The organism is Collinsella aerofaciens (assembly GCF_028206995.1).
Lineage (GTDB): Bacteria > Actinomycetota > Coriobacteriia > Coriobacteriales > Coriobacteriaceae > Collinsella > Collinsella aerofaciens_AQ.
In genome coordinates this window covers 344440-368550 of the sequence record NZ_JAQLFL010000001.1, presented here as the reverse complement: position 1 = coordinate 368550, position 24111 = coordinate 344440, and the positions used below count along the sequence as shown (strand labels likewise).

General features: G+C 61.0%; 24 protein-coding genes. All 24 read right to left on the bottom strand.

Features of this window, described 5'->3' with window-relative positions; all coding sequences use genetic code 11:
* Positions 1-11: 11 nt before the first annotated feature.
* The 24 genes from PMX60_RS01735 to rpsP all read right to left on the bottom strand — a co-directional run bounded on the left by PMX60_RS01735 (position 12) and on the right by rpsP (position 23956).
* Positions 12-1373, bottom strand: coding sequence for a M50 family metallopeptidase (locus PMX60_RS01735; RefSeq protein ID WP_271746668.1), 1362 nt, complete (start codon positions 1371-1373; stop codon positions 12-14).
* Between the two features lie 25 nt (positions 1374-1398).
* The gene (gene dxr / locus PMX60_RS01730; protein ID WP_271746667.1) at positions 1399-2586 is read right to left on the bottom strand and encodes a 1-deoxy-D-xylulose-5-phosphate reductoisomerase; all 1188 of its coding nucleotides are present in this window, start codon (positions 2584-2586) and stop codon (positions 1399-1401) included.
* Positions 2586-3485, bottom strand: coding sequence for a phosphatidate cytidylyltransferase (locus PMX60_RS01725; protein WP_271746666.1), 900 nt, complete (start codon positions 3483-3485; stop codon positions 2586-2588). Before PMX60_RS01725 ends, dxr begins: the two co-directional genes overlap by 1 nt.
* Positions 3486-3487: 2 nt before the next feature.
* Positions 3488-4282, bottom strand: coding sequence for an isoprenyl transferase (locus PMX60_RS01720; protein WP_117776218.1), 795 nt, complete (start codon positions 4280-4282; stop codon positions 3488-3490).
* 1 nt (position 4283) lies between these two features.
* On the bottom strand, positions 4284-4820 hold the full coding sequence (gene frr, locus PMX60_RS01715; protein ID WP_006236112.1) for a ribosome recycling factor: 537 nt from the start codon (positions 4818-4820) through the stop codon (positions 4284-4286).
* Between the two features lie 2 nt (positions 4821-4822).
* Positions 4823-5545 carry a UMP kinase gene (gene pyrH / locus PMX60_RS01710; protein WP_035138557.1) on the bottom strand — a complete coding sequence of 241 codons (723 nt, stop codon included), beginning with the start codon at positions 5543-5545 and terminating at the stop codon, positions 4823-4825.
* 118 nt (positions 5546-5663) lie between these two features.
* Positions 5664-6533, bottom strand: coding sequence for a translation elongation factor Ts (gene tsf / locus PMX60_RS01705; RefSeq protein WP_271746665.1), 870 nt, complete (start codon positions 6531-6533; stop codon positions 5664-5666).
* A gap of 45 nt (positions 6534-6578) precedes the next feature.
* Entirely contained in the window at positions 6579-7307 is a 729-nt protein-coding gene (rpsB, locus tag PMX60_RS01700) for a 30S ribosomal protein S2 (RefSeq protein WP_006236109.1), read from the bottom strand.
* 219 nt (positions 7308-7526) lie between these two features.
* Positions 7527-8435 carry a tyrosine recombinase gene (locus PMX60_RS01695; protein ID WP_334203755.1) on the bottom strand — a complete coding sequence of 303 codons (909 nt, stop codon included), beginning with the start codon at positions 8433-8435 and terminating at the stop codon, positions 7527-7529.
* Positions 8436-8443: 8 nt separating this feature from the next.
* Positions 8444-9781 carry a methylenetetrahydrofolate--tRNA-(uracil(54)-C(5))-methyltransferase (FADH(2)-oxidizing) TrmFO gene (gene trmFO, locus PMX60_RS01690; protein ID WP_271746664.1) on the bottom strand — a complete coding sequence of 446 codons (1338 nt, stop codon included), beginning with the start codon at positions 9779-9781 and terminating at the stop codon, positions 8444-8446.
* Between the two features lie 14 nt (positions 9782-9795).
* Positions 9796-10728, bottom strand: coding sequence for a DNA-processing protein DprA (locus PMX60_RS01685; RefSeq protein ID WP_161115626.1), 933 nt, complete (start codon positions 10726-10728; stop codon positions 9796-9798).
* Positions 10728-12251, bottom strand: coding sequence for a YifB family Mg chelatase-like AAA ATPase (locus PMX60_RS01680; RefSeq protein ID WP_271746663.1), 1524 nt, complete (start codon positions 12249-12251; stop codon positions 10728-10730). Before PMX60_RS01680 ends, PMX60_RS01685 begins: the two co-directional genes overlap by 1 nt.
* Positions 12251-12736, bottom strand: a complete 486-nt coding sequence (locus PMX60_RS01675) for a YraN family protein (protein ID WP_271746662.1) — start codon at positions 12734-12736, stop codon at positions 12251-12253. The genes PMX60_RS01680 and PMX60_RS01675 overlap by 1 nt, the downstream gene beginning before the upstream one ends.
* Positions 12737-12925: 189 nt before the next feature.
* Positions 12926-13714 (bottom strand): ribonuclease HII, encoded by a 789-nt coding sequence (locus PMX60_RS01670; protein ID WP_055250018.1) that lies wholly within the window; start codon positions 13712-13714, stop codon positions 12926-12928.
* 93 nt (positions 13715-13807) lie between these two features.
* On the bottom strand, positions 13808-14149 hold the full coding sequence (rplS, locus tag PMX60_RS01665; protein WP_006236098.1) for a 50S ribosomal protein L19: 342 nt from the start codon (positions 14147-14149) through the stop codon (positions 13808-13810).
* A gap of 210 nt (positions 14150-14359) precedes the next feature.
* Complete coding sequence (gene ppdK, locus PMX60_RS01660) at positions 14360-17110, bottom strand: pyruvate, phosphate dikinase (RefSeq protein WP_271746661.1); 2751 nt, start codon at positions 17108-17110, stop codon at positions 14360-14362.
* Between the two features lie 342 nt (positions 17111-17452).
* Positions 17453-18328, bottom strand: coding sequence for a pyruvate, water dikinase regulatory protein (locus PMX60_RS01655; protein ID WP_271746660.1), 876 nt, complete (start codon positions 18326-18328; stop codon positions 17453-17455).
* A gap of 34 nt (positions 18329-18362) precedes the next feature.
* The gene (gene glyS, locus PMX60_RS01650; RefSeq protein WP_271746659.1) at positions 18363-20459 is read right to left on the bottom strand and encodes a glycine--tRNA ligase subunit beta; all 2097 of its coding nucleotides are present in this window, start codon (positions 20457-20459) and stop codon (positions 18363-18365) included.
* Between the two features lie 3 nt (positions 20460-20462).
* On the bottom strand, positions 20463-21374 hold the full coding sequence (locus tag PMX60_RS01645; protein ID WP_006236091.1) for a glycine--tRNA ligase subunit alpha: 912 nt from the start codon (positions 21372-21374) through the stop codon (positions 20463-20465).
* A gap of 59 nt (positions 21375-21433) precedes the next feature.
* On the bottom strand, positions 21434-21949 hold the full coding sequence (gene lepB / locus PMX60_RS01640; RefSeq protein ID WP_271746658.1) for a signal peptidase I: 516 nt from the start codon (positions 21947-21949) through the stop codon (positions 21434-21436).
* A 94-nt stretch (positions 21950-22043) separates the two neighbouring features.
* Positions 22044-22790 (bottom strand): tRNA (guanosine(37)-N1)-methyltransferase TrmD, encoded by a 747-nt coding sequence (gene trmD, locus PMX60_RS01635; protein WP_271746657.1) that lies wholly within the window; start codon positions 22788-22790, stop codon positions 22044-22046.
* A 10-nt stretch (positions 22791-22800) separates the two neighbouring features.
* On the bottom strand, positions 22801-23292 hold the full coding sequence (gene rimM, locus PMX60_RS01630) for a ribosome maturation factor RimM (RefSeq protein WP_271746690.1): 492 nt from the start codon (positions 23290-23292) through the stop codon (positions 22801-22803).
* Between the two features lie 34 nt (positions 23293-23326).
* Entirely contained in the window at positions 23327-23572 is a 246-nt protein-coding gene (locus PMX60_RS01625) for a KH domain-containing protein (protein ID WP_171021534.1), read from the bottom strand.
* 42 nt (positions 23573-23614) lie between these two features.
* Positions 23615-23956: a 30S ribosomal protein S16 gene (gene rpsP, locus PMX60_RS01620; protein ID WP_022094749.1), complete on the bottom strand. Its 342-nt coding sequence runs from the start codon at positions 23954-23956 to the stop codon at positions 23615-23617.
* Between the last annotated feature and the right edge of the window lie 155 nt (positions 23957-24111).

Below are 24111 nucleotides of genomic sequence, written 5' to 3'. Positions count from 1 at the left end.
CAAACACTCCCCTACAGAATAAATCGAAGGATGTCGGAACGAAGCATATAGACAAACAGCAGCGCAAAGAGCGCGATGCCCACATAGCTCACAATCGTCTGGACCTTGAGCGGAAGCTCGCGGCCCACAATCTTTTGAATGATCTCGATGACCAGCTTACCGCCATCGAGTGGTGGGATGGGCAGCAGGTTCATAAAGCCAAGCGAGAACGAAATGAGGGCGGCAAACGAAAGGAATGTGGCAGGGCCGGCAGCAGCAGCCTGTGAGGACATAACGCTAATTCCCACGATCGAGGAGGACTGATCGAGGATCTCCATCGTATGCTGCGGCTGGAGTAGGCGCATCACGCCCTCCGCTGTCTGCACGACATAGGAGAACGACAGGCGAGCCGACGTGATGGGGTCTAAACGGACCACCTGCGTAGAGGCATACACACCTAGGCGCTCGTCCTCTTTGAGCGCAACCGTGGTCGAATGCTGCTTGCCGTCACGCTCGTACTCGATGGCGATATCGTCCTTACCGGCAGCCTTGCCGATGGCATCGTAAACATCCATCCAGGTAGAGCACGATACTCCGTCAACCGAAAGGATCGCGTCGCCGCCCTCGATACCCGCCTTGGCGGCAATAGACCCCTCGTCAACCTGACCGATCACGTTGGTATCCATCGGCACGGTGACACCCGCAATGGAATAGATACTCATAAGGAGCAAAAAGCCTGTCAAGATATTGACAATAATGCCCGCGAGCAGCATAAAGGCGCGCTTGAGAAAACCCTGGCCAAGATAGGTGTGCGAACGCTCTTGTGCAAGGAACTCGGCCTCGCCGCACGGCAGCTCCCACACATCGCCCTCGAAAGTTGAATGTTCGCGATCGAAACGGCGGCCGTCAAAGGTGGTGTAACCCGCCGCATCTCGCGGCAGCGTCTGATACTTGGTGGGATAGTAGCTCGGCGAGGGCTTCTCCCCTTCCTCATACCAAGGCGCGATAGAGCCCCAACCCAAGAGCAAGGCGCATGCCTCGAGCACAACCTCCTCGGATAGCTCGAGCTCGGCGGCAAGGTCGGCCACGGTCACGCGACCATGACGATAGATAGCCGCGAGCACGCGATCGGCGCAGGAGACGTCGGTCGGATCCATACCGCAGATGGCAGCGTAGCCACCCAGCAGCAGCGGGGTCACGCCAAACTTGGTTCCAATGCGACGCGACGTGTAATGGATGTCAAAGCGGCAAGGCAGGCCCAAAAAGAACTCGGTCACACGGACGCCGCAGGCACGCGCCGCCAAAAAGTGGCCGCCCTCGTGCAAAAACACGAGGACGGAAAGCATCAGCAGGCCCCAAAAGACCGATGAGAGAACGCTCAGAACAGTATCCATAAAACGAAAAAGCAATCCTTATGGGTTAGGAACGGGTTGCGGCGAGCACCTGCGCAGCCTTTTCACGCGCCCATGCATCGATGTCGTGAAGCTGCTCAAACGAATCGACCGCCTGCAAATCGTGGGAATCCATGCAGGATTCCACAATGCGATCGATATCGGTAAAGCTGCAACCATCGTGCAGGAAGGCATCGACGGCGACCTCGTTGGCGGCATTGAGCACGCACGGCATGGTGCCACCCGTCTTGCCGGCACGCTCGGCCAGTGCCAGACAGCGGAAGGTATCCATGTCGGCAGCATCAAACGTGAGCTGCCCCAGCTCGCGGAAATCGATACGAGGCGCCGGGGTATCCCAACGCTCGGGATACGAGAACGCGAACTGGATGGGAATACGCATGTCAGAAGCACCGAGATGCGCCATCACGGAGCCGTCGGCGAACTCGACCATAGAGTGAATCTTGGACTGACGCTGCACGACCACGTTAATGAAATCGAGGTCGCAGTTAAACAGATGCATGGCCTCAATTCGCTCCAGGCCCTTGTTCATGAGGGTGGCGGAGTCGATGGTGATCTTGGCACCCATGGCCCACGTGGGATGTGCGAGGGCATCGGCACGCGTCACGCGATTGAGCTCGTCGCGCGTGCGGCCAAAGAACGGACCGCCCGAGCAGGTGAGCCAAATACAATGAGCCTCGAGCGGGTCCTCCCCCAGATAGCACTGGTAGATGGCGGAGTGCTCAGAGTCGACTGGAATAAGCTGGCCCGGTTGCGCCAACGGCATAAGCAAGTCGCCGCCGACGACGAGGGACTCCTTGTTGGCAAGGGCAAGACGCTTATTTGAGGTCAAGGCCGCATGGCTCGCCTCGAGACCAGCGGCACCCACAATAGCAACGAGCACGCAGTCGACATCGTCGCGACGCGCGAGCTCGCAAACCGCCTGCGCGCCAAGGCCAAGCTTCGTTCCCTCGGGCAACTCCTGCAGCACGGCGTCATCGCCATGAGCGACATCGGCCACGGCAACCGCCGGAACCGAGAACTCGCGGGCAGCGGCAACAAGCTCGGAGGTGCTGGAGTTAACGGACAGCGCCGTCACCTGCAGGCGATTGGCATGCTGGCGGCACACATCGAGCGCCTGGGTGCCGATGGAGCCCGTACAACCCAGGATGGCAACACGGAGGCGTCCATCGGGGCCATACGTCGTCTGGAATGACATTACAGCACGCCTCCGATCATCAGCATCAGCTGCGCGGTGATGCAGCCGAAGATAAGCGAATCGCTACGATCGAGCATGCCGCCGTGGCCCGGGATAAGGTTGCCGGAATCCTTGACGCCCACACCGCGCTTGATGCGCGACTCGATGAGGTCGCCGATAACGCCCAGAACGGACACGACCACGCCGCACAGCAGCGCATAGGGCAGGCTGAGCTTGTAGAAGTGCGTCGCCCACAGAATGAGCCAAATCAAAACCGAGCCCAGGATGCCGCCGACAAACCCCTCCCAGCTCTTTTTGGGAGAGATCTTGGGAACCATCTTGTGCTTACCGATACGGCTGCCCACGATGTAGGCAAACGAATCGGAGACCCAAAGGGACGCGCAAACGCCCACCGAAAGCAGGGCGCCGGCAAAACCGGGCACGGCATCGCGCAGCAGCACGATAGCCGACAGCATAAAGCCAGTGTAGATGGGACCCATGAGCGTCACGGCCACATCAGAGATGCGGGTACGCGGCGACCAGACATACCAAATCCCCACAGCGAGCATCAGGGCAAAAAGCAGGGCATTCAGCAACATCGAATCGCCCAACGCCGACAGCGGAAAGAGTACAGCGGCAGCGATACCCATGCGCTCGTTAGCCATCTTGCCATCGAGCCTTGTCATACGGAAAAACTCATAGCAGCACAGACCGCTCATGACGGAAACAAAGATGGCCGTGGGCACGATACCCAAAACCAAGCACAGGATAAAGACAACGGCGTAGACGATACCAGCGGCGGCACGGGTAATAAAGCCCGCCAGCCACGAACCGGTGCCGCTCTTCGCTGCAGGCGCTCCCGCAGTGGTAGCTTTGCGCGCAGGCGTCTTGGGAGCAGATGCCTTGGGACGATCGGACACGATTAAGCCTCCTCGGTCTTGCTCAGTCCACCAAACCTACGGTCACGGCCCTGATAGGCCAAAATGGCGTCGACAAGGCCCCAACGATCAAAGTCAGGCCAATAGGTATCGGTGACATAGAACTCGGAATAAGCCACCTGCCACAGCAGATAGTTCGAAAGGCGCAGCTCACCAGAGGTACGAATCACAAGCTCAGGATCGGGAAGACCGGCGGTATAGAGGTGGGAGGCCACCATGTCGTCATCAATTGCGGCAGGATCGATCTTACCGGCGGCAGTGTCGAGTGCGATTTGACGGACAGCGCGGGTAATCTCGGCACGCGCGCCGTAGTTGACGGCAAGCGCCAGCGTCATACCGGTGTGATCGGCGCACTCGGCAAGACCGCGTTCAAAAACGTCGCGGGTCTTCTTGGGCAGCGCGGAAATATCACCCAAAAAGACAACGCGCACGTTTTCGCGCTTCAGAAGCGGCAGCTCGTCGATAAACGTCTTGGCAAACAGGTGCATCAAGACGTTGACCTCATGCTGCGGGCGGTTCCAGTTTTCGGTAGAAAACGCATAGGCCGAAAGCACGTCGACGCCCAGACGCACGCAGGCAGTAATAATCTCGCGAAGGGAGACAATACCCGCCTTGTGGCCCTCAGTGCGTGCAAGACCGCGCGACGTGGCCCAACGACCGTTGCCGTCCATGATGCACGAGATATGGTGCGGAATGTTATTGAGGTCAAGGTCGGAAAAACCGACGCCCGCAGGGGCGTCGGCAAAGTACTCGACCAGTTTATGCTCGTCGTATTGCACCTTAGATCTCCATGACCTCGGCTTCTTTTTCCTTCAGAAGCTCCTCAACCTTGGCGACATACTCATCAGTGTGCTTCTGGACCTTGGCCTGCTCGCGACGGACATCGTCCTCGGTGAGCTCCTCATCGCGCTCGAGCTTGTTGTTGAAGTCGCGACGGATGTTACGGATAGACACCTTGGCCTGCTCGGCGTACTCGCGGCACTCCTTGACGAGCTCGCGACGGCGCTCCTCGGTGGGAGCCGGGAACGGAAGACGAACGACGGTGCCATCGGAGTTGGGGGTAATACCCAGATCGGAAGCGCCGATGGCCTTGACGATAGCATTGATGAGTGCCTTGTCCCACGGCTCGATGAGCAGCATGTGGGCCTCGGGGGTCTTGACGGCGGCAACCTGCGTGACCGGCGTAGGAACACCGTAATAATCGACGGTGATGTCGGACAGAATGTTGGCATTGGCGCGGCCGGTACGGACCTTGGAGAAGTTATGCTTGAGGGACTCGAGCGACTTGTCCATATGGGCGGTGATGTTCTCTGCCATGCTTAATCCTCCTGATAGACGAGCGTGCCGACGGGCTCACCCGAAAGCGCGCGCTTGACGGTGTCCTCGCCATCGATGTTGAGGACCAAAATCGGCATACGGTTATCCTGGCACAGTGCCGTAGCCGTGGAATCCATAACCTGCAGACCGCGGACGAGCACCTCGTGATAGGTAATCTTGTCAAAACGGACGGCATCGGCGCACTTGACGGGATCCTTGTCGTAGATGCCGTCAACCTTGGTGGCTTTAATCAGAATCTCGGCGCCGATCTCGCACGCACGAAGAGCCGCGGCGGTGTCGGTCGTAAAGTACGGATTGCCCGAACCGGCAGCAAAGATAACGACGTTGCCCTTGGAAAGGTGGTTGATGGCGCGACGGCGAATATAGGGCTCGCAGATCTCGTTCATCTGGATAGCGCTCATAACGCGGCAGGGAACATCGTTGTGCTCGAAGGCATCCTGCAGGGCGAGCGCGTTCATAACGGTTGCCAGCATGCCCATGTAGTCGGCCTGAGCACGCTCCATGCCACCGGCAGCGCCGGCCATGCCGCGGAAAATATTGCCGCCGCCGACAACGACGCCGACCTCATGGCCAACGGCGAGCAGCTCCTTGACCTGTTTGGCAAGATGGTCGGTAACCTTGGGGTCGATGCCATACTGGCCGTCGCCCATCAGTGCTTCGCCAGAAAGCTTAAGAAGCACGCGTTTATATCGGATGTCGGACAAAGCGATCCTCCTTTAGATTGAACTCTCAACATTCTATCAAAGGCTCTAAGAAGAGCCATGAAAAAGCAGGCTGTGAGTAAAACCCACAGCCTGCTCATTACCAGCTACAAGAGCTTATTTACTCGCCACGGACCAAACGGTCAAAGGCAACGACGGTAATGGTGTCGCCGAGCTCCTTGGAGACCTGCTCAGCGTACTTCTTGATGGTGAGGGAGCTGTCCTTGATGAACTCCTGCTCGGTGAGCACGGACTGCTTGTAGAACTTCTCCAGACGGCCGACAGCCATCTTCTCCTGGATAGCCTCGGGCTTACCGGACTCGGCAGCCTGAGCCATGTAGATCTGCTTCTCGTGCTCGACGGTCTCGGTCGGAACCTGATCGCGGGTAGCACAGATCGGGGCGACGGCGGCAACCTGAAGGGCAACGTCGTGAGCGAAGGTCTTGAAGGACTCAGCCTGAGCGGTCTCGGCCTTCTCGAAGGCGAACTCGACGAGGACGCCGATCTTACCACCCATGTGGATGTAAGAAGCGAGCGCGCCGTTCTCGGCCTTGCGAGCAGCGAAGCGGGAGATCTTCATGTTCTCGCCCATGATGTGAATCATCTCGGTGAGCTCGGAGGAAACGGTCTCCTCGCCCATCGGCTTCTCGAGCAGAGCGTCGACGTCAGCAGGCTCGGTGGTGGCGACAACCTCGGCGACCTTGGAAGCAAAGCCGCTGAACTTGGCGTTGGAGCCAACGAAGTCGGTCTCGCAGGAGAGCTCGAGCAGAGCGCCGGTCTTGCCATCCTCGGAGACGAACGCGGCGACAGCGCCCTCGTTGGTCTCACGGCCAGCCTTCTTGGCAGCCTTGGCAAGGCCGTTCTTACGCAGAACGTCGACAGCGGCGTCCATGTCGCCGTCAGCCTCGACGAGAGCCTTCTTGCACTCCATCATCGGGGAGTCGGTCATCTCGCGGAGCTGCTTGACCATAGCGGCGGTAATCTGGGCCATTGTGGTTCCTTTCAAAGAGATGAAAAAGAATTAACTAAGACTGATTTACTCGGCCTTGGGCTCAGCGGCCATCTCGGCCTCGGAGACCTGCTCCTTGCCGGAGCCAGCGAGGCAGGCGTCAGCCATGAGCTCGCACATAAGGGTGACAGCGGAGATAGCGTCATCGTTGCAGGGGATGCCGTACTCGACCTCGTCGGGATCGGAGTTGGTGTCGATCAGAGCGACGACGGGGATGTTCAGGCGCTGGGCCTCCTTGATGGCGTTCTCCTCGCGCTTGGTGTCGATGACGAAGAGAGCCTGGGGCAGACCCTTCATGTCGCGGGCGCCACCGAGGTTGGTCTGGAGCTTGGTGAGCTCCTTGCCGAGCACAGCCTGCTCCTTCTTGGGCAGAACAGCCATGCGGCCGTCCTCGACCATAGCCTCGAGCTCCTCCATGCGGTTAATGCGGGAGCGGATGGTGACGAAGTTGGTCAGCATACCGCCGAGCCAACGCTGGTTGATGTAAGGCATGTTGGCGCGCTCAGCAGCGTTCTTGACGGCCTCCTGAGCCTGCTTCTTGGTGCCGACAAACAGCACATTGCCACCCTTGGCGACGTTCTTGACGAAAGTGTAGGCCTGGTCGGCGTCGAGGATGGTCTGCTTGAGGTCGAGGATGTAGATGCCGTTGCGCTCACCGAAGATGAACGGCTTCATCTTGGGGTTCCAGCGACGGGTCTGGTGACCGAAGTGGCAGCCGGCCTCGAGCAGGGTGCGGATATTAATCTTGGTAGCCATGTTAAACCTCCTGTGGTTTGCCTCCGCGCGGGGTCATCCTCCAAAACCAACCCGGACATGTGCTACCAAAGCCCGGGCACCACGGTATGAAGTAGCCGCGCGTGCGTGATAAAAACATGTTGCCGTGAAGCAACCCGATGAATGATAGCAGGAATGCATCTTCCTGCCAACCCGCAATCAAAACCACACACCTGAGTGCGGCGCGGGACGTCCCAGCCACTATTCGCCGCGGGGATGGGCTTGAGCCACGGCACGTTTGAGCCGATCGGGTGTGAGATGCGTGTAGATCTGCGTCGTGGACAGGCTCGCATGACCCAGCAGCTCTTGAACCGAGCGCAGGTCCGCACCGCCCTCGAGCAAGTCGGTCGCAAAGGTATGGCGCATCGCATGCGGGGCGATGTCAGCCGGAATGCCGGCGAGCGTCGCCAGCGTATGGAACCGCCGCCGGAGCATGGCAGCGCTCATGCGATTGCCGCGCGCCGATATAAACAGCGGATGCGGCCCGGTAGCGAGGTCACGGCGCTTTGCCCGAGCGAGCAACTCCGGTCTCCCCTCCTCAATATAGAAACGAGCCACCTCGAGCGCACGACGATACAGGGGGACGATACGTTCTTTGCTCCCCTTGCCCCACAGGCGCAGCGTGCGCTCGGACCATGAGATGGATTCCACATTGAGCGCCGCAAGCTCTGAGATGCGGGCACCCGAGGCATAGAGCAACTCGAGCATCGCCGCATCGCGCAGTCCCGCGGGTGTTGAGGTATCGGGGGCTTTGAGGAGTGCCTCCACCTGTTGGGTCGTCAGCACACCGGGCAGATCGCGCGGGAGCTTGGGCGAGGATATTGCCGAGACCGCATCGCCCTCGACAATCCCCTCGACAGCCATCCACCGATAGAGTGAGCGAATGGCAGACAGGTGTGCCGCAAGGGTCCGAGCCGCCACCTGGCCACGCGACAGCTCGGCCAAATAGGAACGAACGGTCCGTACGTCGGCGGCGCGAGCGTCGATGCCCTCGCGTTCGCACCAGGCAGCAAAGCGCTCCAGCCTCGAGCCATAGGCCGTCACCGTGTTGGGAGAAAGTCCCTCGACGCGTGCGATATAGGCGATAAACGAGTCGACGGTGTCGTACAGGTCAAAGGCTATGACCGGTCGCCTCCAAACAGATCGGGGCGAGTAGCCAGATAGGCGTCAAGGGCCTCGAGCGCACGGTCCGCATAGGCCTGGTAGCGGTCGCGCTTGCTGCGGCGCTTACCATCCTCGAGTGGCGGCACCAGGCCAAAGTTGACATGCATGGGCTGATAGCCCACGGTGGCAGGATCGGTCGCATAGCCCACGAGCGCACCCAGGGCGCCCACGCGGGGCAACTCGACGCCCGCGGCACCGATAGCCTCGGCATAGGTGTTGAGCGCCGCGAGCAGACCTGTCGCCACGGCTTCCATGTACCCCTCGGTGCCGGTGATCTGACCGGCCAGGCGCACGCCGGTACCGGGCACGGCAAAGGTGCCATCGAGCACGTGTGGAGCGTCGACAAAGGTATTGCGGTGCATGACACCGTAGCGGAAGAACTCAGCGTTCTCCAGGCCCGGCACCATATGGAAGACGCGCTTCTGCTCGCCAAAGGTCAGGTTGGTCTGGAAGCCCACCAGATTGTAAGCGGTCTTCTCCTTGTTCTCGGCACGCAGCTGAATCGCCGCCCAGGGGCGACGTCCGGTACGCGGGTCGGTGAGGCCGACGGGCTTCATGGCGCCAAAGCGAATAGCGTCCTTGCCGGTGCGTGCAACCTCCTCGGCAGGCTGGCAGGCCTGGAACAGATCGCCGCCCTCAAAATCCTTGAGCACCACGCGGTCGGCCGTGGTAAGCGCCTCGATAAAGGCCTCGTACTCCTCCTTATTGAGCGGAGCGTTGAGATAGTCGCCGCTCCCCTGCTCCTCGTAGCGCGACTGCGAGAACAGCACGTCCATATCGAGCGTGGAGGCATCGACGATCGGCGCCGCCGCATCAAAGAATGCCAGGGCATCGCCACCGACGAGCTTCATGACCTCTTCACTCAGCGCCGGTGAACACAGCGGGCCCGCGGCAATGACCACGTGACCCTCGGGAATCTGCGTAACCTCGCCGTGCACGACCTCGATATTGGGACGAGCGGCAACCTCGGCCTCGACAAACTCGGAAAACTTGACGCGATCGACCGCCAAGGCGCCACCGGCGGGAACAGCCGCGCGATGGGCGCAGTCGAGCAGGACTGAACCCATGCGCTCAAGCTCGGCCTTCAGCAAACCAGCCGCGGAATCCGGACGGGTCGACTTAAACGAATTGGAGCAGACGAGCTCTGCCAGGTGATCGGTATGGTGGGCCGGGGAGCTCACCTGGGGGCGCATCTCGCACAGCTTTACGGCAAACCCGCGGTCTGCCAGCTGGATCGCGCATTCCGAACCCGCCAGACCGCCACCGATAACCGTCACCTGATCGAACTGCATCTGCAAACACCTTTCTAATTGACACGTTTTCCATTGTGACCGAAGGGCGTCTGGGCGTGAAGGGCAAACTTGGAGGGCGCATACCTTCCATCCATCATGCGCTCGATAAGGCCCTCGAGTTCAAGCGAACCCAAGAGTTTGAGTACGCCGACAGCATCGAGTGAGACGAGCGCCGCGATGTCGTCGACCTTGAGCGGAGAGGCGATGAGCGCATGCATCACGGTCTGCTGTGTTGGATTCAGGTCGGCAATGCCGGGAGCATCGGGGCGCGAGTAGCGCAGGGTGCCGTATATGCGAGAGATAGCCATCTCGATGGACTCCTCGTCGACAATGCAGCAGGCACCGTTCGCAATGAGGTAATTCGTGCCACGCGACTCGGGCGATAGGATCGACCCCGGCACGGCAAGAAGTTCGCGCCCCAAATCCATAGCAGCCTCGGCTGTAGAAAACGTCCCGGAAGGCATACCCGCCTCGGATACAAAGAGGGCTTGCGACAGGGCCGCGATCACGCGATTGCGACGCGGAAAGGCAAACTTGCGCGGACCCATGCCCCACGGAGAGATCGACACGACCGCGCCGCCCGTATCGAGCGTGCGCGTAATAAGCCCCGCGCTCGAACGCGGGTAGACCACGTCGGCGCCCGTACCCAGCACCACGACGTGTTTGCCGCCGGCGTTGACCGCAGCCCAACCCGAGGCCTGGTCACAACCGACCGCGCCGCCCGAAACTACCGTCACTCCCGCCTCGACCGCCACCTTTGCCGCAAGCTCTGCCACGGCAAGACCATACGGCGAGGCCTTGCGCGCGCCGATGATGGAGAGCGCGGGCGTCGAAAGCACCTCGGGGTTGCCGCGCACATAGAGCGTCTGGGGTACATCAGAAAGCTCCAAAACGGTCTCAGGATACAACGCGTCGCCTGGATGCAGCTCGAAGGTCCCCTCGGCCATCATTGGTCCCTCCTTCCCTGGTACATCGCCGCCTCGAGCACGTGGTCCTGCGTCACTTGCTCGCTCTCGGCGACATCTGCGATCGTGCGCGCAATGCGAACCAGGCGCACGATGCCACGCCCTGTGAGATGTGTGCGTTTGGACAGACCGAGTACGCATTTCTCGGCAGCATCATCGAGCTCAAAGCTCGAAACGACACCGTCAATGGACCGCGTCTCGTCATCCTTGGCCTCGGCATCCGCATCGTCCATACGGGATTCGCGCCAAGCGCGAAAGGCGCGACCGCGCACAACGTAGTCACGTAACTTGGCCGACGATATACCCTCCGCACCCTCGATAATCACTTGGGGGTCGGGACGGGTCACATCGATCATCATGTCGATACGGTCGGCCAAAGGACCGCGCAGTTTAGACCGATAGCGCTCGACCATCGATGCCGAGCAGCGGCATGGCACCTCACGGTCGCCCAAAAAGCCGCAGGGGCAGGGATTGCTCGCAGCGAGCAGCTGAAAGCGCGACGGGAAGGTAAAGGCCCCGTCGACGCGTACGATCCTCACATAACCGCGTTCGATGGGCTGACGCAGCGCCTGCAGTACACCCGTGGGAAACTCGGCAAGCTCGTCCAAAAAGAGCACGCCGCCATGAGCCAGGCTAATTTCGCCCGGATGCACTGGACGTCCGCCGCCGATGAGGCCCGCGGTCGAAATGCTGTGATGCGGGCTGCGGAAGGGGCGATGCCCCGCAAGCAGTCCATCGATGTTCTCACCCAAAACCGAATGGATGCACAGCGCCTCCTGTTGATCCTCAACGGAAAGCTCGGGCAGGATGCCGGTCATACGGCGCGCAAGCATCGTCTTGCCCGATCCCGGGGACCCAATCATGAGCAAGCCGAGTTCTCCTGCCGCCGCAAGCGCCATGCCGCGTTTAGCGACTTCCTGCCCCAGCACGTCTGCATAGTCGAGCTCAGGCTCAAAGGTCGCCTCGACGCCCTCAGAATCCAAGTAGTGCCGCGCGGCATCGCCCATACCATGAGCAAGCTGAGACAAATGATCGATGAATCCACAATCCACGCCCGCGAGTGGCACATGCTGGTCGGACCTGCCGGCGATAAAAGACAGCCCCATATCACGCGCCAATAGTTGAAACGCCACCTCGCCCTTGACGGGAAGCACCGTACCGTCCAGACCAAGCTCACCTGCGATAAGGCAGCGATCGAGGTTGTCACGGGGAATCTGCCCATCGGCCGCCAATACCGCGATGGCGATGGGCAGGTCAAAGCCGCTACCGGTCTTGCGGATATCGCCGGGTGCCAGGTTAACGGTAATGCCCGAGCGTGGGATCTCGAACCCGGCGGAGCGCATCGCACAACGAATACGACCACGTGACTCCATCACCTCCATACTCGGGATGCCGAGCATCTGGATGCCCGGGATGCCACCGACAAGCGAGACCTCGACCGTGACGTGAATCGCCTCGACGCCGCGGATGCAGGCCGCGTGAACGGCAAACGTCTCGAACGCCATCACGACACCTGCCAATCGAACGCGTTGTACTGGTGCTCGATCTCGGCGATATGCCCGCCGCGAATGGTGACGCCCACGGCATCGAAGCGAATCGCCTTGAGCGGATAATGCTCCATGAGATAGCAGCTTGCGATGCGGCGGTAGCGGCGTTGCTTTTGGGCATCCACGGCCTCCTCGGGAAAGACCCGCGTGGTGCAATCCAGGGCGACGCGTCTCGTCTTGACCTCGGCCATCACAACGACATCGTCGAGCTCATCGAGCAGCACCAGGTCGGCCTCGCCCTCGGTGCAACGATAGCCCTGCTCCAGCAAGGTGTAGCCGCGCTCGTTAAAGTAGTCGATTGCGATAAGCTCGCCCAGCATGCCCAGCTCGCGAGGACTGAGTCCCTTGATAAACTCGGGCGTCATCGCTCCGCAGTCGAGCTCGCCGTTTTCCCAACGCTCTTTGAGCTGCTGCGTCTTGCTCTTTTTGCTTGCGGCACTCATGGGGTCTCCTTTCCCGCACACTGCATTGCCCCGATGATGAGGGCACCTTTCATGCGGGTAAGTACCGGAAGCAAACCAAAAGCTGACCAAATGCCGACAAAAAACGGGCCGTACGCAGCAATGGTGTTGCATACGGCCCGCTACCAGCAGGTTTATAAAACCCCAGGGGTCCCTATCTCCACAATTGGCCTAGAAAAGGCGCTCAGTCTGCAGAAAGTTTCCGCAAAAGCTCACGCGGTGCAGCGGACAAAGTCCATGTTTGCGAATGGCCTCGATGTGCTCGGGGCTCGCATAGCCCTTCGACTCGGCCAGATGGTACTCGGGATACTCGGCGTCGTACTCGACCATCATCTCGTCACGCGTGACCTTGGCCATGATGGACGCCGCGGCGATGCAGGCGATCTTGGCATCGCCCTTCACCACATCGCGCTCGTTAGGAACGGCGCCCAAGGGGTTGCCATCCATAAGCACGCAATCGGGCTCGAGCCCCGTATCGGCCACGGCGCCCGCAACGGCGGTACGGATAGCACGGGCCATGCCCATCTCATCGATATCCTTAGGCGCGATATGGCAAAAACCGATCGCCGTCGCCACCTCGGCAATCTTCACTGAGAGCAACTCGCGGCGCGCCGGCGTGAGCTTTTTGGAATCGTTGATGCCCCAGACGCGCGGCTCCATAGGAAGGCAGACAGCGCATACCGTCAAAGGACCGGCCACCGATCCGCGACCCACCTCGTCGACACCAACGACCACTCCATCGCCGCCAAGCTCATGCATAAGCTCGTACATGTCATTGACGCGCTCGCGCTCGGCAAGCTCTTTGGCATGGCGTTTGAGGGCGCGTTCGCAAGCCTTGATCACCTGCTGGCGCGGGTCCTCGCGATAATGCTCCACGAGGGCGGGAATCTCCTCAAACGTGGCGCTCGCCAACTCACCGGCAACCTGCGATGCCGAAACCGAGCTCGTCATGTTGGCCATACCAGGCCCTCCTTGCATGCAAATCAGATAAAAAGAAGGGCCACCCGAAGGTGACCCTTGTGTCCAAACGAGTGGACAGACGCTGCGATCTTCTTAGCGCTTCTCGGGGATGCGAGCAGCCTTGCCCACCTTGTCGCGGAGGTAGTACAGCTTGGCGCGACGGACGCGACCATGACGAACGACCTCGAGCTTGGCGATCTTGGGGCTGTGAAGCGGGAAGGTACGCTCAACACCGACACCGAAGGACATCTTGCGGACGGTGAAGGTCTCGCGGGCACCGGCGCCGGCCATGCGGATGACGTCTCCCTGGAAGACCTGGATGCGCTCGCGGTCGCCTTCCTTAATGCGGTAGTGAACCTTGACGTTGTCGGCGACGCGAACCTGAGGAATGTCCTCGCGGATCTGCTGACGCTCGATTGCGCGGATGTAATCCATGTGCAATTCCTTACTCTTCTAGAGGTGCCGTACCACCATGGCCGGCACGTAGTTGAACAAACGTATTCGAGTATACACGCGCGGGTTTGCGCTGCAAGAACAATTTTTTACGCAGACAAAAAGACAAAACCCGCACATGATAACCGCCCGTCTCACAAATGAGACGGGCGGCATGAAGGGGGGCTACACTAGGCGTCTACGCCCAAAACGTTAGGCGGGACGCTTGGCCTCGAGCTTGGCCTGGGCGGCAGCCAAGCGCGCGAGGGGCACGCGGTAGGGCGAGCAGGACACGTAGTCCACGTCGGCCACGTTAAACAGGCCCTTGATGGACTTGGGGTCGCCGCCGTGCTCGCCGCACACGCCAAAGTGCATGCCCGGGTTGGTGGCGCGGCCCTTCTCGACAGCCATGCGCACCAGCTCGAGCACCGCCGCGTCGATGGTCTCGAAGGGATTGTCCTTCAAGATCTTCTTATGCATGTACAGCGGGATGAACTTAGCCTCGGCGTCGTCACGCGAGAAACCGAAGGTCGTCTGGGTGAGGTCGTTGGTGCCAAAACAGAAGAAGTCTGCGTAATGGGCGATCTCGTCAGCGACCATGCAGGCGCGCGGCAGCTCGAGCATCGTGCCCACGGGAATATTGAGCTCGACGCCCTCTTCGTCAGAAACCTCGGCGATCACGCGTTCGATAACCTCGCGGGTCTGGACATGCTCGGCCGTGATGGAAACGAGCGGAACCATGATCTCGGGGCGCGGGTCGACGCCCTCCTTGATAAGGTGGGCAGCAGCCGTGGCGACGGCGCGAACCTGCATGAGCGGCAGATCGCCAAAGACGACGGACAGGCGCACGCCCCGTAGGCCGAGCATCGGGTTGGACTCGACCATGCCGTCGATACGACGCAAGCGGGCGCGCAGGACGGCAAGCTCTTTCTCGCTGGCGCCAGCGGCTTCCTTCTTGGTGATGGCGACCTCGAGCTCGCGAGGATTATCCAGGAACTCATGAAGCGGCGGATCGAGCAGGCGGACGACCACATCGCGACCGGACATGGTCTTGAACATCGCCAGGAAGTCCTCGGTCTGAACCTTGAGCAGGTCGGCCAGGGCCTGCTGCTTCACGGCCTCATCGTCAGACAGGATAAAGCTCTGGATGATGTTCTTGCGATCGCCCAGGAACATGTGCTCGGTGCGGCACAGGCCAATAGCCTCGGCGCCAAACTCGAGGGCGAGCATGGCATCCTCGGGATTGTCGGCGTTGACACGCACATGGTTGGCATGGCCGCTGGTCTCGTCCAAACGGATTTCGTCGGCCCAGGACAGGATGGTGTCCAGGTCGCCGGTGAGCTCGGCGGAGACCAGGTCGACGGGACCGTCGACGACGATACCCTGGGTACCGTCGATGGAGATAACGTCGCCTTCGTGCAGCACGCGGTCGCTGCCCTCGATGCGCACGACCTTCTCGGCGGCGTCGATGTGGAAGCGCTCAACGCCGCAGACGCAGGGCGTACCCATGCCGCGAGCGATAACGGCGGCATGGCTCGTCTTTCCTCCGTGGCTGGTCAGAATGCCCTCGGCGGCAACCATACCCTTCAGGTCGTCGGGGTTGGTCTCCCAACGAACCAGAATGACCTTGTGGCCCTCGTTGGCGCGCGCGACGGCGTCATCACTCGAGAACACAACCTCACCCACGGCGGCACCGGGGCTGGCGTTCAGACCGCTGGCCAGCGCCTCGTACCTCTTGGAAGCGTCAAACTGCGGGTGCAGGAGCTGGTCGAGTTGCGCGGGATCGATACGGCTCACGGCCTCTTCGCGGGTGATCAGGCCTTCCTCGACCATTTCGATGGCGATGCGCAGGGCGGCGGTGGCAGTGCGTTTACCCACGCGTGTCTGGAGCATCCAGAGCTTGCCCTGCTCGATGGTGAACTCGATATCGCACATATCGCGGTAATGGTCCTCGAGCGTCAGGAACACGCGCTCGAGCTCCTCACCTGCAGACTCGAGGCCCGGGGTGGTCTTGAGGTCGGCAATGGGCTCGGTGTTGCGGATGCCGGCGACGACGTCCTCGCCCTGGACATTAACCAAAAAGTCACCGTAGAACTCTTTGGTGCCGTCGGCCGGATTACGCGTAAAGGCGACGCCCGTCGCAGAGGTCTCGCCCTTGTTGCCAAAGGCCATGGCCTGCACGTTGACGGCGGTGCCGAGCTCGTCGGAAATACCATGCTGCTTGCGGTAGATGCAGGCACGCTCGTTCATCCAGCTGCCAAAGACGGCCTGGATTGCAAGGCGTAGCTGAAGCTCTGGGTCGTGCGGGAAAACGGGCTTGCCGTCAGCGACCTCGAGCTCGGGATACAGGGCGGCCTCGACGTTATCAGAGAAGATGCCCTTGAAGGTCTCGACAAGCTCCTGAAGGTCCTCGGCCGAAAGCTCGGAATCGACGCGAACACCGGCGACCAGGCGGGCCTGGGTCAGGGCGTTCTCGAACAGGTCGGCATCAACACCCATAACGACGTTGGAGAACATCTGAATAAAGCGGCGGTAGCTATCCCAAGCAAAACGCGGATTTTGCGTCTGGGCGATGAGCCCCTGAACGGAGTCGTCGTTGAGGCCTAAGTTGAGGACCGTGTCCATCATGCCGGGCATGGAGAACGGAGCGCCCGAACGAACCGACACGAGCAGCGGATCGGAGGCGTTGCCGAGCTTCTTGCCGCAGCGGGCCTCGAGGTCCGCCTCGGCAGCAACGATCTCATCGAGTGCACCCTCGGGCCACACGTTGCCGGCACCGGAGTACTCGACGCAAGTCTGGCAGGTAATAGTAAAGCCACCGGGAACCGGCAGGCCGATACGGCTCATCTCGGCAAGGTTAGCGCCTTTGCCGCCAAGCACGAAGTTCATGGACTTGTCGCCCTCGGTGACACAGGTGCCCTGGGCGTCGGTTCCAAAACGGTAAACCCTCTTGCAATCGCTCACGATACTTCCCCTTCCATGCGCTCTCGCGCACGACCGTGGTAACGAATCGACCCGCCGAATGCGGGCCGTGAGGGAACTATACGGCGGGTTTTGGGCAGGCTTGAGCAGAGGGTGCGCGGTTTGGTAAACGTGCTAAAACTGGCGGTAAACGGTAGGTAAAGGTGGTTACCTTATGAAGATACCACTGCAATAAAAAAGCAGGTCAGTGCGATGTTTTTGCTAAATCGCTTTACCATAAGTAGCTAATTTGGGACGGGGCTTTTTTAGCTGCCCCCGTCGGCAATCGGCCAAAAAGCTCGCGGCCTCAGTCGGGGTAGCTAAAAAAGCCCCGTCCCAAATTAGCTACTTTTGTTGGGCTCGACGGGCGGCGCGGCGGGCACGGGCTTCTTGGATTTCCTCCAAGTGGCTAATGATCTCGGCAGCGCTTTCCTCGATGGCCTTGCCGTCGGTACGCACCACAAAGCAGCCTAGGCGTTTCATGAGGGCACGAGCTTCCTCAAGCTCGCTGCGCACGCTCTCGGGCTCGGCATAGGAGCCGGCAACGGCACGAGCGTAGTCATCGCCCAAGCGGCTATCGCGAATTTCGGAAATCACATCGACGGTCGAAATCAGGCCGAACAGGCGCATCGGGTCGACCTCGTAAATCGACTTCGGCGGCTCCATGCCATGGGCCAACGGAACATTGGCAACCTTGTAGCCCTGATAAGCCAGATACATCGACAGCGGCGTCTTGGACGTGCGCGATACGCCCAGCAGCACGATATCGGCACCCGACAAATCGTCGCAACCGCGCCCGTCATCGTGCTCAACGAAATATTCCATGGCCTCGATACGATGGAAATAGCGGTCATCGGTCCTGTGAATCACGCCCGCGACGCCTTTGGGCGGCACACCGATGAGCGACGATAGCACGGCGAGCGTCGGACCGATCAGGTCGACCGAACGGATATGCAGCATGCCCAGGTAATCGAGCACGCGGGCGCGAAGCGCCGGATCGACAATGGTGTGAAACACGGCAATATCGCGATGGTCGGCATCGACGCGCGGGCCCACAAACGACTCCACCTGCTCCACCGAGGTCACCTTGGGCAGGCGCAACAAACGAAAAGCCCCTTCATCAAATTGCCCGGACGCCGCAAGCACCACCTCACAAGCGGTATCACCGAGCGAGTCGGAGATAACGATAACGGTGGGACGAGCGGTGACCGGGCAATCCATGCGGGGCTCCTTTTGCGCTTACGCGCAGGCTGGCTTACTTTTTACGAGCAAGCTCACCGATGTTGGCGATGCCGGAGAAAACGGCCTCGAAGCGGTTGAGCAGCTTAAGGCGATTATCGCGGAGCTGCTCGTCCTTGTCCATGACCATGACCTCGTCGAAGAAACGGTCGATGGGCGCGCGCAGGGCGGCGAGGGCAGCAAATGCGGCCGGGTAGTCCTCGGCAGCAAGGGCAGCATCGACAGCAGTCTGAGCAGCCTCGGAAGCATCGGCAAGCGCGAGCTCGGCCTCGCCCATCAGGCTGCGGTCGTACTCCGCGCCCAGCTCGGACTTGGAGATATGCGCGGCACGGGCATAGGCCGTAGCCAGGTTGTCAAAGGTCTCGGCATCGTTCTTGCGGGCCTCGTCGAGGGCGGCGCAGCGGGCGAAGAAGACGGACGGGGCGATGATGTGCACCGCAGAGACGGCGGCAACGGTATCGGCCGGGATCTTTTCGTCGCGGGCCATGCTCACCAGGCGGCCATGGAAGAAGTCGCGAACCTGCTGGGCGACCTCGGCGGCGTCGAACTCAATGCCCTGCTCGCTATAGAGCTCGAGGGCGAAGTCGATGAGCGACGTGGGGTCGATCGGCAGACGGTCGCGCAGGATGTTGATGATGCCGATAGCGGCACGACGTAGCGCGTAGGGGTCGGAGGAGCCGGTCGGGGGCTCGCCAATGGCAAAGATACCGGCGATGGTATCGAGCTTGTCGGCGCAGGCCACGATGCAGCCAGCGGTGCCCTCGGGCAGCTCGTCACCGGCAAAGCGGGGACGATAATGATCGCGAATGGCGTGGGCGACCTCGTCGTTCTCCCCCATCGCGGTGGCGTAGTAACCGCCCATCACGCCCTGCTGGCTCGTGAACTCGACGACGGCGTTGGATACCAAGTCGGCCTTGCACAGGTGCGCGGCGCGAGCGGCATCGGCGGCCAGGTGGGCGCCCAGATGGGTCTCGCGAGCGATGGCAAGCGCGAGTTGCTCAATGCGCTCGGACTTGGCGAGCACGCTACCGAGCTTCTCCTGGAAGGCAACCTTGGCCAGGCGCTCACGGAACTCGTCGAGGGAGATCTTCAGGTCCTCCTCGTAGAAGAACTTTGCGTCGTCCAGACGGGCGCGCACGACGCGCTCGTTACCGTCGATCACGCGCTCGGCATTCTCGGGCTTGCTGTTGGAAACGACCACGAACTCACGCGTGAGCTTGCCCTCGCCGTCATAGATCGGGAAGTAGCGCTGGTTGGTGAGCATGGACTCGCAGATGATCTCGTGCGGGACCTTGAGGAACTCCTCATCGAAGGTACCGACGAGCACCGTCGGCCACTCGCAGAGGTTAATGACCTCCTCAAAGACCTTCTTGGGCGTATCGACATGGCAGCCGGGACGGGCAGCCTCGACCTCGGCGATACCGGCAAGGATGGCCTCACGACGACGCTCGGCAGAAAGCACACCGGCGTCCTCGAGCACCTGCTCGTAGACGGCGGGGCTGGCGACCACATGGTCACCGGGGCCAAGTACGCGATGACCACGCGTGGTGTTGCCACTCGTCACGTCGGCAAACGACACGGGCACAACATCCTCGCCCAAAAGGCAGCAGATCCAGCGGACCGGACGAACAAAGGTCGCATGCTCGTGACCCCAGCGCTGGCTGCGGTAGTTGGGCCACTGCAGGCCGGCGATGGTCTTCTCGCACAGAGCGGTCAGAATCGGCGTAGCCGGTGCGGAGGGAATGTTCTTCTCGGCGAACACATACTCGCGACCGTCAGTGTCCTCGCGACGGACCAGGTCCTCGGCAGCCACACCGCACTTGCGGGCAAAGCCCTGGGCGGCCTTGGTGGCGTTACCGTCAGCGTCGAAGGCAATGTTGGCCGCGGGGCCACGCTTGACCTCGTGAACCTCATCGGTCGCGGTGGCGACGTTGGCAACGAGTGCAGCCAGACGACGCGGGCTCGAGATCACGCGGACCTCGCCGTGGGCCAGACCGGCCTCGTCGAGGCCCTTGGCGATCATGGTGCCAAGCTGCTTGACGGCATTGTTCAACGGTGCGGAGGGCATTTCCTCCGTACCGATCTCAAACAGGAAATCCTTAGCGTCTGCCATGGCTTACGCCACCTCGCCTTCCTGGTCGGCATTCTCGTTGACTCCGGCGACCTCGGCCATGTAGGCCTCGCAGCACGCCTTGGCGACGGCGCGGACGCGCAGGATGTAGTTGGCACGCTCGACTGCGGACAGGGCGCCACGGGCATCGAGCAGGTTGAAGGCGTGGCTGCACTTCATGACACAGTCGTACGCCGGCAGCGGCAGCTTGCGCTCCAGACAGGAGTGACACTCGGCCTCGTAGTCGTCAAACTTCTGACGCATCATCTCGACGTTGGCGACCTCAAAGTTGTAGGCGCTGAACTCGCGCTCGTTCTCGAGGAACACGTCGCCATAGGTCATGGGCGTGCCGTCGGGCAGGTAGCTCCACACCAGGTCGTAGACCGAGTTGACGCCCTGGGCGTACATGGCGATACGCTCCAGGCCATAGGTGATCTCGACGGGCACGGGGTCGACCTCGATGCCGCCCACCTGCTGAAAATACGTAAACTGCGTGACCTCCATGCCGTTGAGCCAGACCTCCCAGCCAAGGCCCCAGGCACCCAGGGTCGGGCTCTCCCAGTCGTCCTCGACAAAGCGGACGTCATGGTCGTTGGGGTCCAGGCCAATGGCGGCCAGCGAACCCAGATAGAGCTCCTGGGCGTTGACCGGCGAGGGCTTGATGAGCACCTGGAACTGATAGTAGTGCTGCATGCGGTTGGGGTTCTCGCCGTAGCGGCCGTCGGCGGGACGGCGGCAGGGCTGCGCATAGCAGGTGCGCCACTCGGCGGGACCGAGCGAGCGCAGCGTGGTCGCGGTATGGAAGGTACCGGCACCGACCTCGGAGTCATAGGGCTGCATAATGACGCAGCCCTGCTCGCCCCAGTACTGCTGGAGGCGCAGGATGATGTCTTGGAAGGAAAGCGATGAAGCGTTCATGCCTCTAATATCCCCTCGTCGAAACGATTACACGGTTAGGTACTGTACTATAGCGGTTTTTAGTCGATAGCACCGATGCGGTTGAGCGGCCAGTAGCGAACGAGTGCCACGGCCATTAAATCGGAGCGGTCGACCGGCCCAAAATAGCGGGAGTCGGCTGAGTTCTCTCGGTTGTCGCCCATCACCCACACACACCCGTCGGGGACGGTGTAGGGATAGCTTACCTGAGCACCGGGCGCTTGGACCGAAAGTGGCCAGCTCATGCCCGTCGTATAGTCCTCGTCGAGCGCTTGGCCGTCAACGACCACCTTGCCATCCTGCAGGTCGACCGTCTGGCCGGCCGTGGCAATAACACGCTTGACAAGAACATCATGCTCGGAGGTGCCATCGGGGTTGTGAAACACCACGATATCGCCCTGCTTGACGGGCTGACCGAGCTCGAGGCTCACCTTTTGTGCCAGGATCTGGTCGCCAATCTCGATCGTGGACTCCATGGAGCCGGTGGGCACCACAAAGGGCTCGACCACAAAGGTGCGGATCAGGAAGGTGGCGGCGAGCGCGATTAGAATGACCAAAACCCATTCCAAGGCGCCCCGCAAAGTGAAAACGGACCTCTCGCCAAAATCATGTTCAAGATGAACTCGTTGGCGGCCTTTATTGTCCTCTATGTTATTCACCTCTTCCAGAAAGCAAATCCTGCGCGTAAGCGCGCTCCTCGGGCGTGAGCCGCGCCGTCTCGATCAAGTCGGGACGCCAGCGGCAGGTGCGCTCGATGGCGTTCTTGCGACGCCAGACATCGACCTTGGCGTGATCGCCGCTCACAAGCACCGGCGGCACGCCCTCGCCGTTGAACTCGGCGGGACGGGTGTACTGCGCGTACTCGAGCAGGCCTCCGTCCTCGGCGGTCGAGAACGACTCGTCCACATTGCTCATCTCGTCGCCCAGGGCGCCGGGAATCAGGCGTACGACGGCATCGGCAACGACCATAGCGGGAAGTTCGCCACCCGTAAGCACGTAGTCGCCGATCGACAGACGCTCATCGGCATACGCATACGCACGCTCGTCGACGCCCTCGTAGCGGCTGCACACAAACAGCAGGCGCTCACTTTTGAGCAGGCGCTCGGCCACATGCTGCGTAAAGGGCTCGCCACAGGGGGTGAAGAACACTACGGTGGGCTTGGGACCCTCGGAGCTGATGGCCTCGATGGCCTCGGCAATAGGCTCGACCTTCATGAGCATGCCCTGCCCGCCGCCGTACGGCTCGTCATCGACGGTACGATGGCGGTCGTGCGTCCAGTCGCGCAGGTTATACGCCTTAAAATCAAAAAGGCCGGCCTTGCGGGCGCGGCCCAAGATCGATGTGGACATGACGGGCTCAAACATCTCGGGAAAGACCGAAAGGGTCTCGATCAGCATGTTGTCCTCCCTACTTGTCCATATCGATCAGGCCGTCCATAATGTGGACGGAAATTGTTCCTGTGTCGGGAAGATCGAGCACGACCTGCTCGATCACGGGAATCAGTACCTCGCCGTACCGATCGCCCTCAACAACCCAAACATCGTTAGCGGGCGTCGACATGATCTCGACGATCGTGCCGAGTAAACCGAAGCGCTCGTCGACCACCTCGCGACCCATCAGGTCGGTATAGGCAGCGTCGAGCGAATCGAGCTCAAAATCGTCACGATTTGCCAGCACGTAGCATCCCGTGATGCCCTCGGCGGACGTCAAGTCGTCAATGCCCTCAAACGAGACCAGATCGCCATCGCCCGTATCGGTGACGGACACGACCGTGCAAAAGCGGTCGCGCTTGAGCGCCGGCGGCGTCAGGGCGACGCGCATACCCGGCTCTAATACAGAAGGAAGCCCCCGCAGCGGCTGCGCGAGGACCTCCCCCTTCCTTCCGTGCGGCTTGACCACACGGGCGATGTTTTTGTACTGGGACCTCAAGGTCCTAGCCCAGAACCTCTACCTCGACAGCAGTGTCGAGGCGAGCGGCCAGTGCACGGGCGAGCGTGCGAATGGCCTTGATGGTACGGCCACGACGGCCGATGACCTTAGCGACGTCATCCTCGGCGACCGAAACCTCAATCGTAGAGGCGTCGTCACCATCGATGACCTCAAGGCTCACGGAATCCGGGTCGTCGACGATCTGAACAACGAGATATTCGACGAGATCGGCGATGCGATCTGAGAGCATTGCCTCACCCTCGAGCTGTGCAGCGTCAACCTCAGGCACGATTTACTCCTCGGCGCCCTCAGCGGCCTCAGCGGCAGCCTTAGCGGCCTCGGCCTCTTTGGCGAGCTGCTTCTTGGACTTCTTGACGACGGTCTCGGTCTTCTCGCCCTCGTTGGCGGCCTTGACCAGAGCGGCGACGGCGTCGGTGAGCTGAGCGCCCTTGGACTGCCAGTCGGCGATCTTCTCGAGGTCGAGGTTGATGGTCTTGGGGGCGGTCATCGGGTTGTAGCGGCCAACCTCCTCGATGATACGACCGTCACGCGGGGCGCGGGAATCGGCGACGACGACACGGTAGTACGGACGCTTCTTAGCGCCGTGACGAGCAAGGCGAATCTTGACTGCCAAAGGAAACTCCTCCAACCAAGCAGCTTTAGGCTGCAACTACAAACAAACAGTTGAACATAATACGCCATCGACGCGGGCAGGTGAAGTCCGTGAGACCAACTTCTTCGGTGTAGTCGAGGGCAAATCCATATCTTAGACAAGAATTCGGGATTTGC

Excerpts from the sequence above, each read along its gene's own strand:
- PMX60_RS01735 (WP_271746668.1), bottom strand. The coding sequence starts at position 1,373 with ATGGATACTGTTCTGAGCGTTCTCTCATCGGTCTTTTGGGGCCTGCTG.
- dxr (WP_271746667.1), bottom strand. The coding sequence starts at position 2,586 with ATGTCATTCCAGACGACGTATGGCCCCGATGGACGCCTCCGTGTTGCC.
- frr (WP_006236112.1), bottom strand. The coding sequence starts at position 4,820 with ATGGCAGAGAACATCACCGCCCATATGGACAAGTCGCTCGAGTCCCTC.
- tsf (WP_271746665.1), bottom strand. The coding sequence starts at position 6,533 with ATGGCCCAGATTACCGCCGCTATGGTCAAGCAGCTCCGCGAGATGACC.
- rpsB (WP_006236109.1), bottom strand. The coding sequence starts at position 7,307 with ATGGCTACCAAGATTAATATCCGCACCCTGCTCGAGGCCGGCTGCCAC.
- trmFO (WP_271746664.1), bottom strand. The coding sequence starts at position 9,781 with ATGCAGTTCGATCAGGTGACGGTTATCGGTGGCGGTCTGGCGGGTTCG.
- PMX60_RS01685 (WP_161115626.1), bottom strand. The coding sequence starts at position 10,728 with ATGGCCGAGGGGACCTTCGAGCTGCATCCAGGCGACGCGTTGTATCCT.
- PMX60_RS01680 (WP_271746663.1), bottom strand. The coding sequence starts at position 12,251 with ATGGCGTTCGAGACGTTTGCCGTTCACGCGGCCTGCATCCGCGGCGTC.
- PMX60_RS01675 (WP_271746662.1), bottom strand. The coding sequence starts at position 12,736 with ATGAGTGCCGCAAGCAAAAAGAGCAAGACGCAGCAGCTCAAAGAGCGT.
- PMX60_RS01670 (WP_055250018.1), bottom strand. The coding sequence starts at position 13,714 with ATGGCCAACATGACGAGCTCGGTTTCGGCATCGCAGGTTGCCGGTGAG.
- rplS (WP_006236098.1), bottom strand. The coding sequence starts at position 14,149 with ATGGATTACATCCGCGCAATCGAGCGTCAGCAGATCCGCGAGGACATT.
- PMX60_RS01655 (WP_271746660.1), bottom strand. The coding sequence starts at position 18,328 with ATGGATTGCCCGGTCACCGCTCGTCCCACCGTTATCGTTATCTCCGAC.
- glyS (WP_271746659.1), bottom strand. The coding sequence starts at position 20,459 with ATGGCAGACGCTAAGGATTTCCTGTTTGAGATCGGTACGGAGGAAATG.
- PMX60_RS01645 (WP_006236091.1), bottom strand. The coding sequence starts at position 21,374 with ATGAACGCTTCATCGCTTTCCTTCCAAGACATCATCCTGCGCCTCCAG.
- trmD (WP_271746657.1), bottom strand. The coding sequence starts at position 22,790 with ATGCTGATCGAGACCCTTTCGGTCTTTCCCGAGATGTTTGAGCCCGTC.
- PMX60_RS01625 (WP_171021534.1), bottom strand. The coding sequence starts at position 23,572 with ATGCTCTCAGATCGCATCGCCGATCTCGTCGAATATCTCGTTGTTCAG.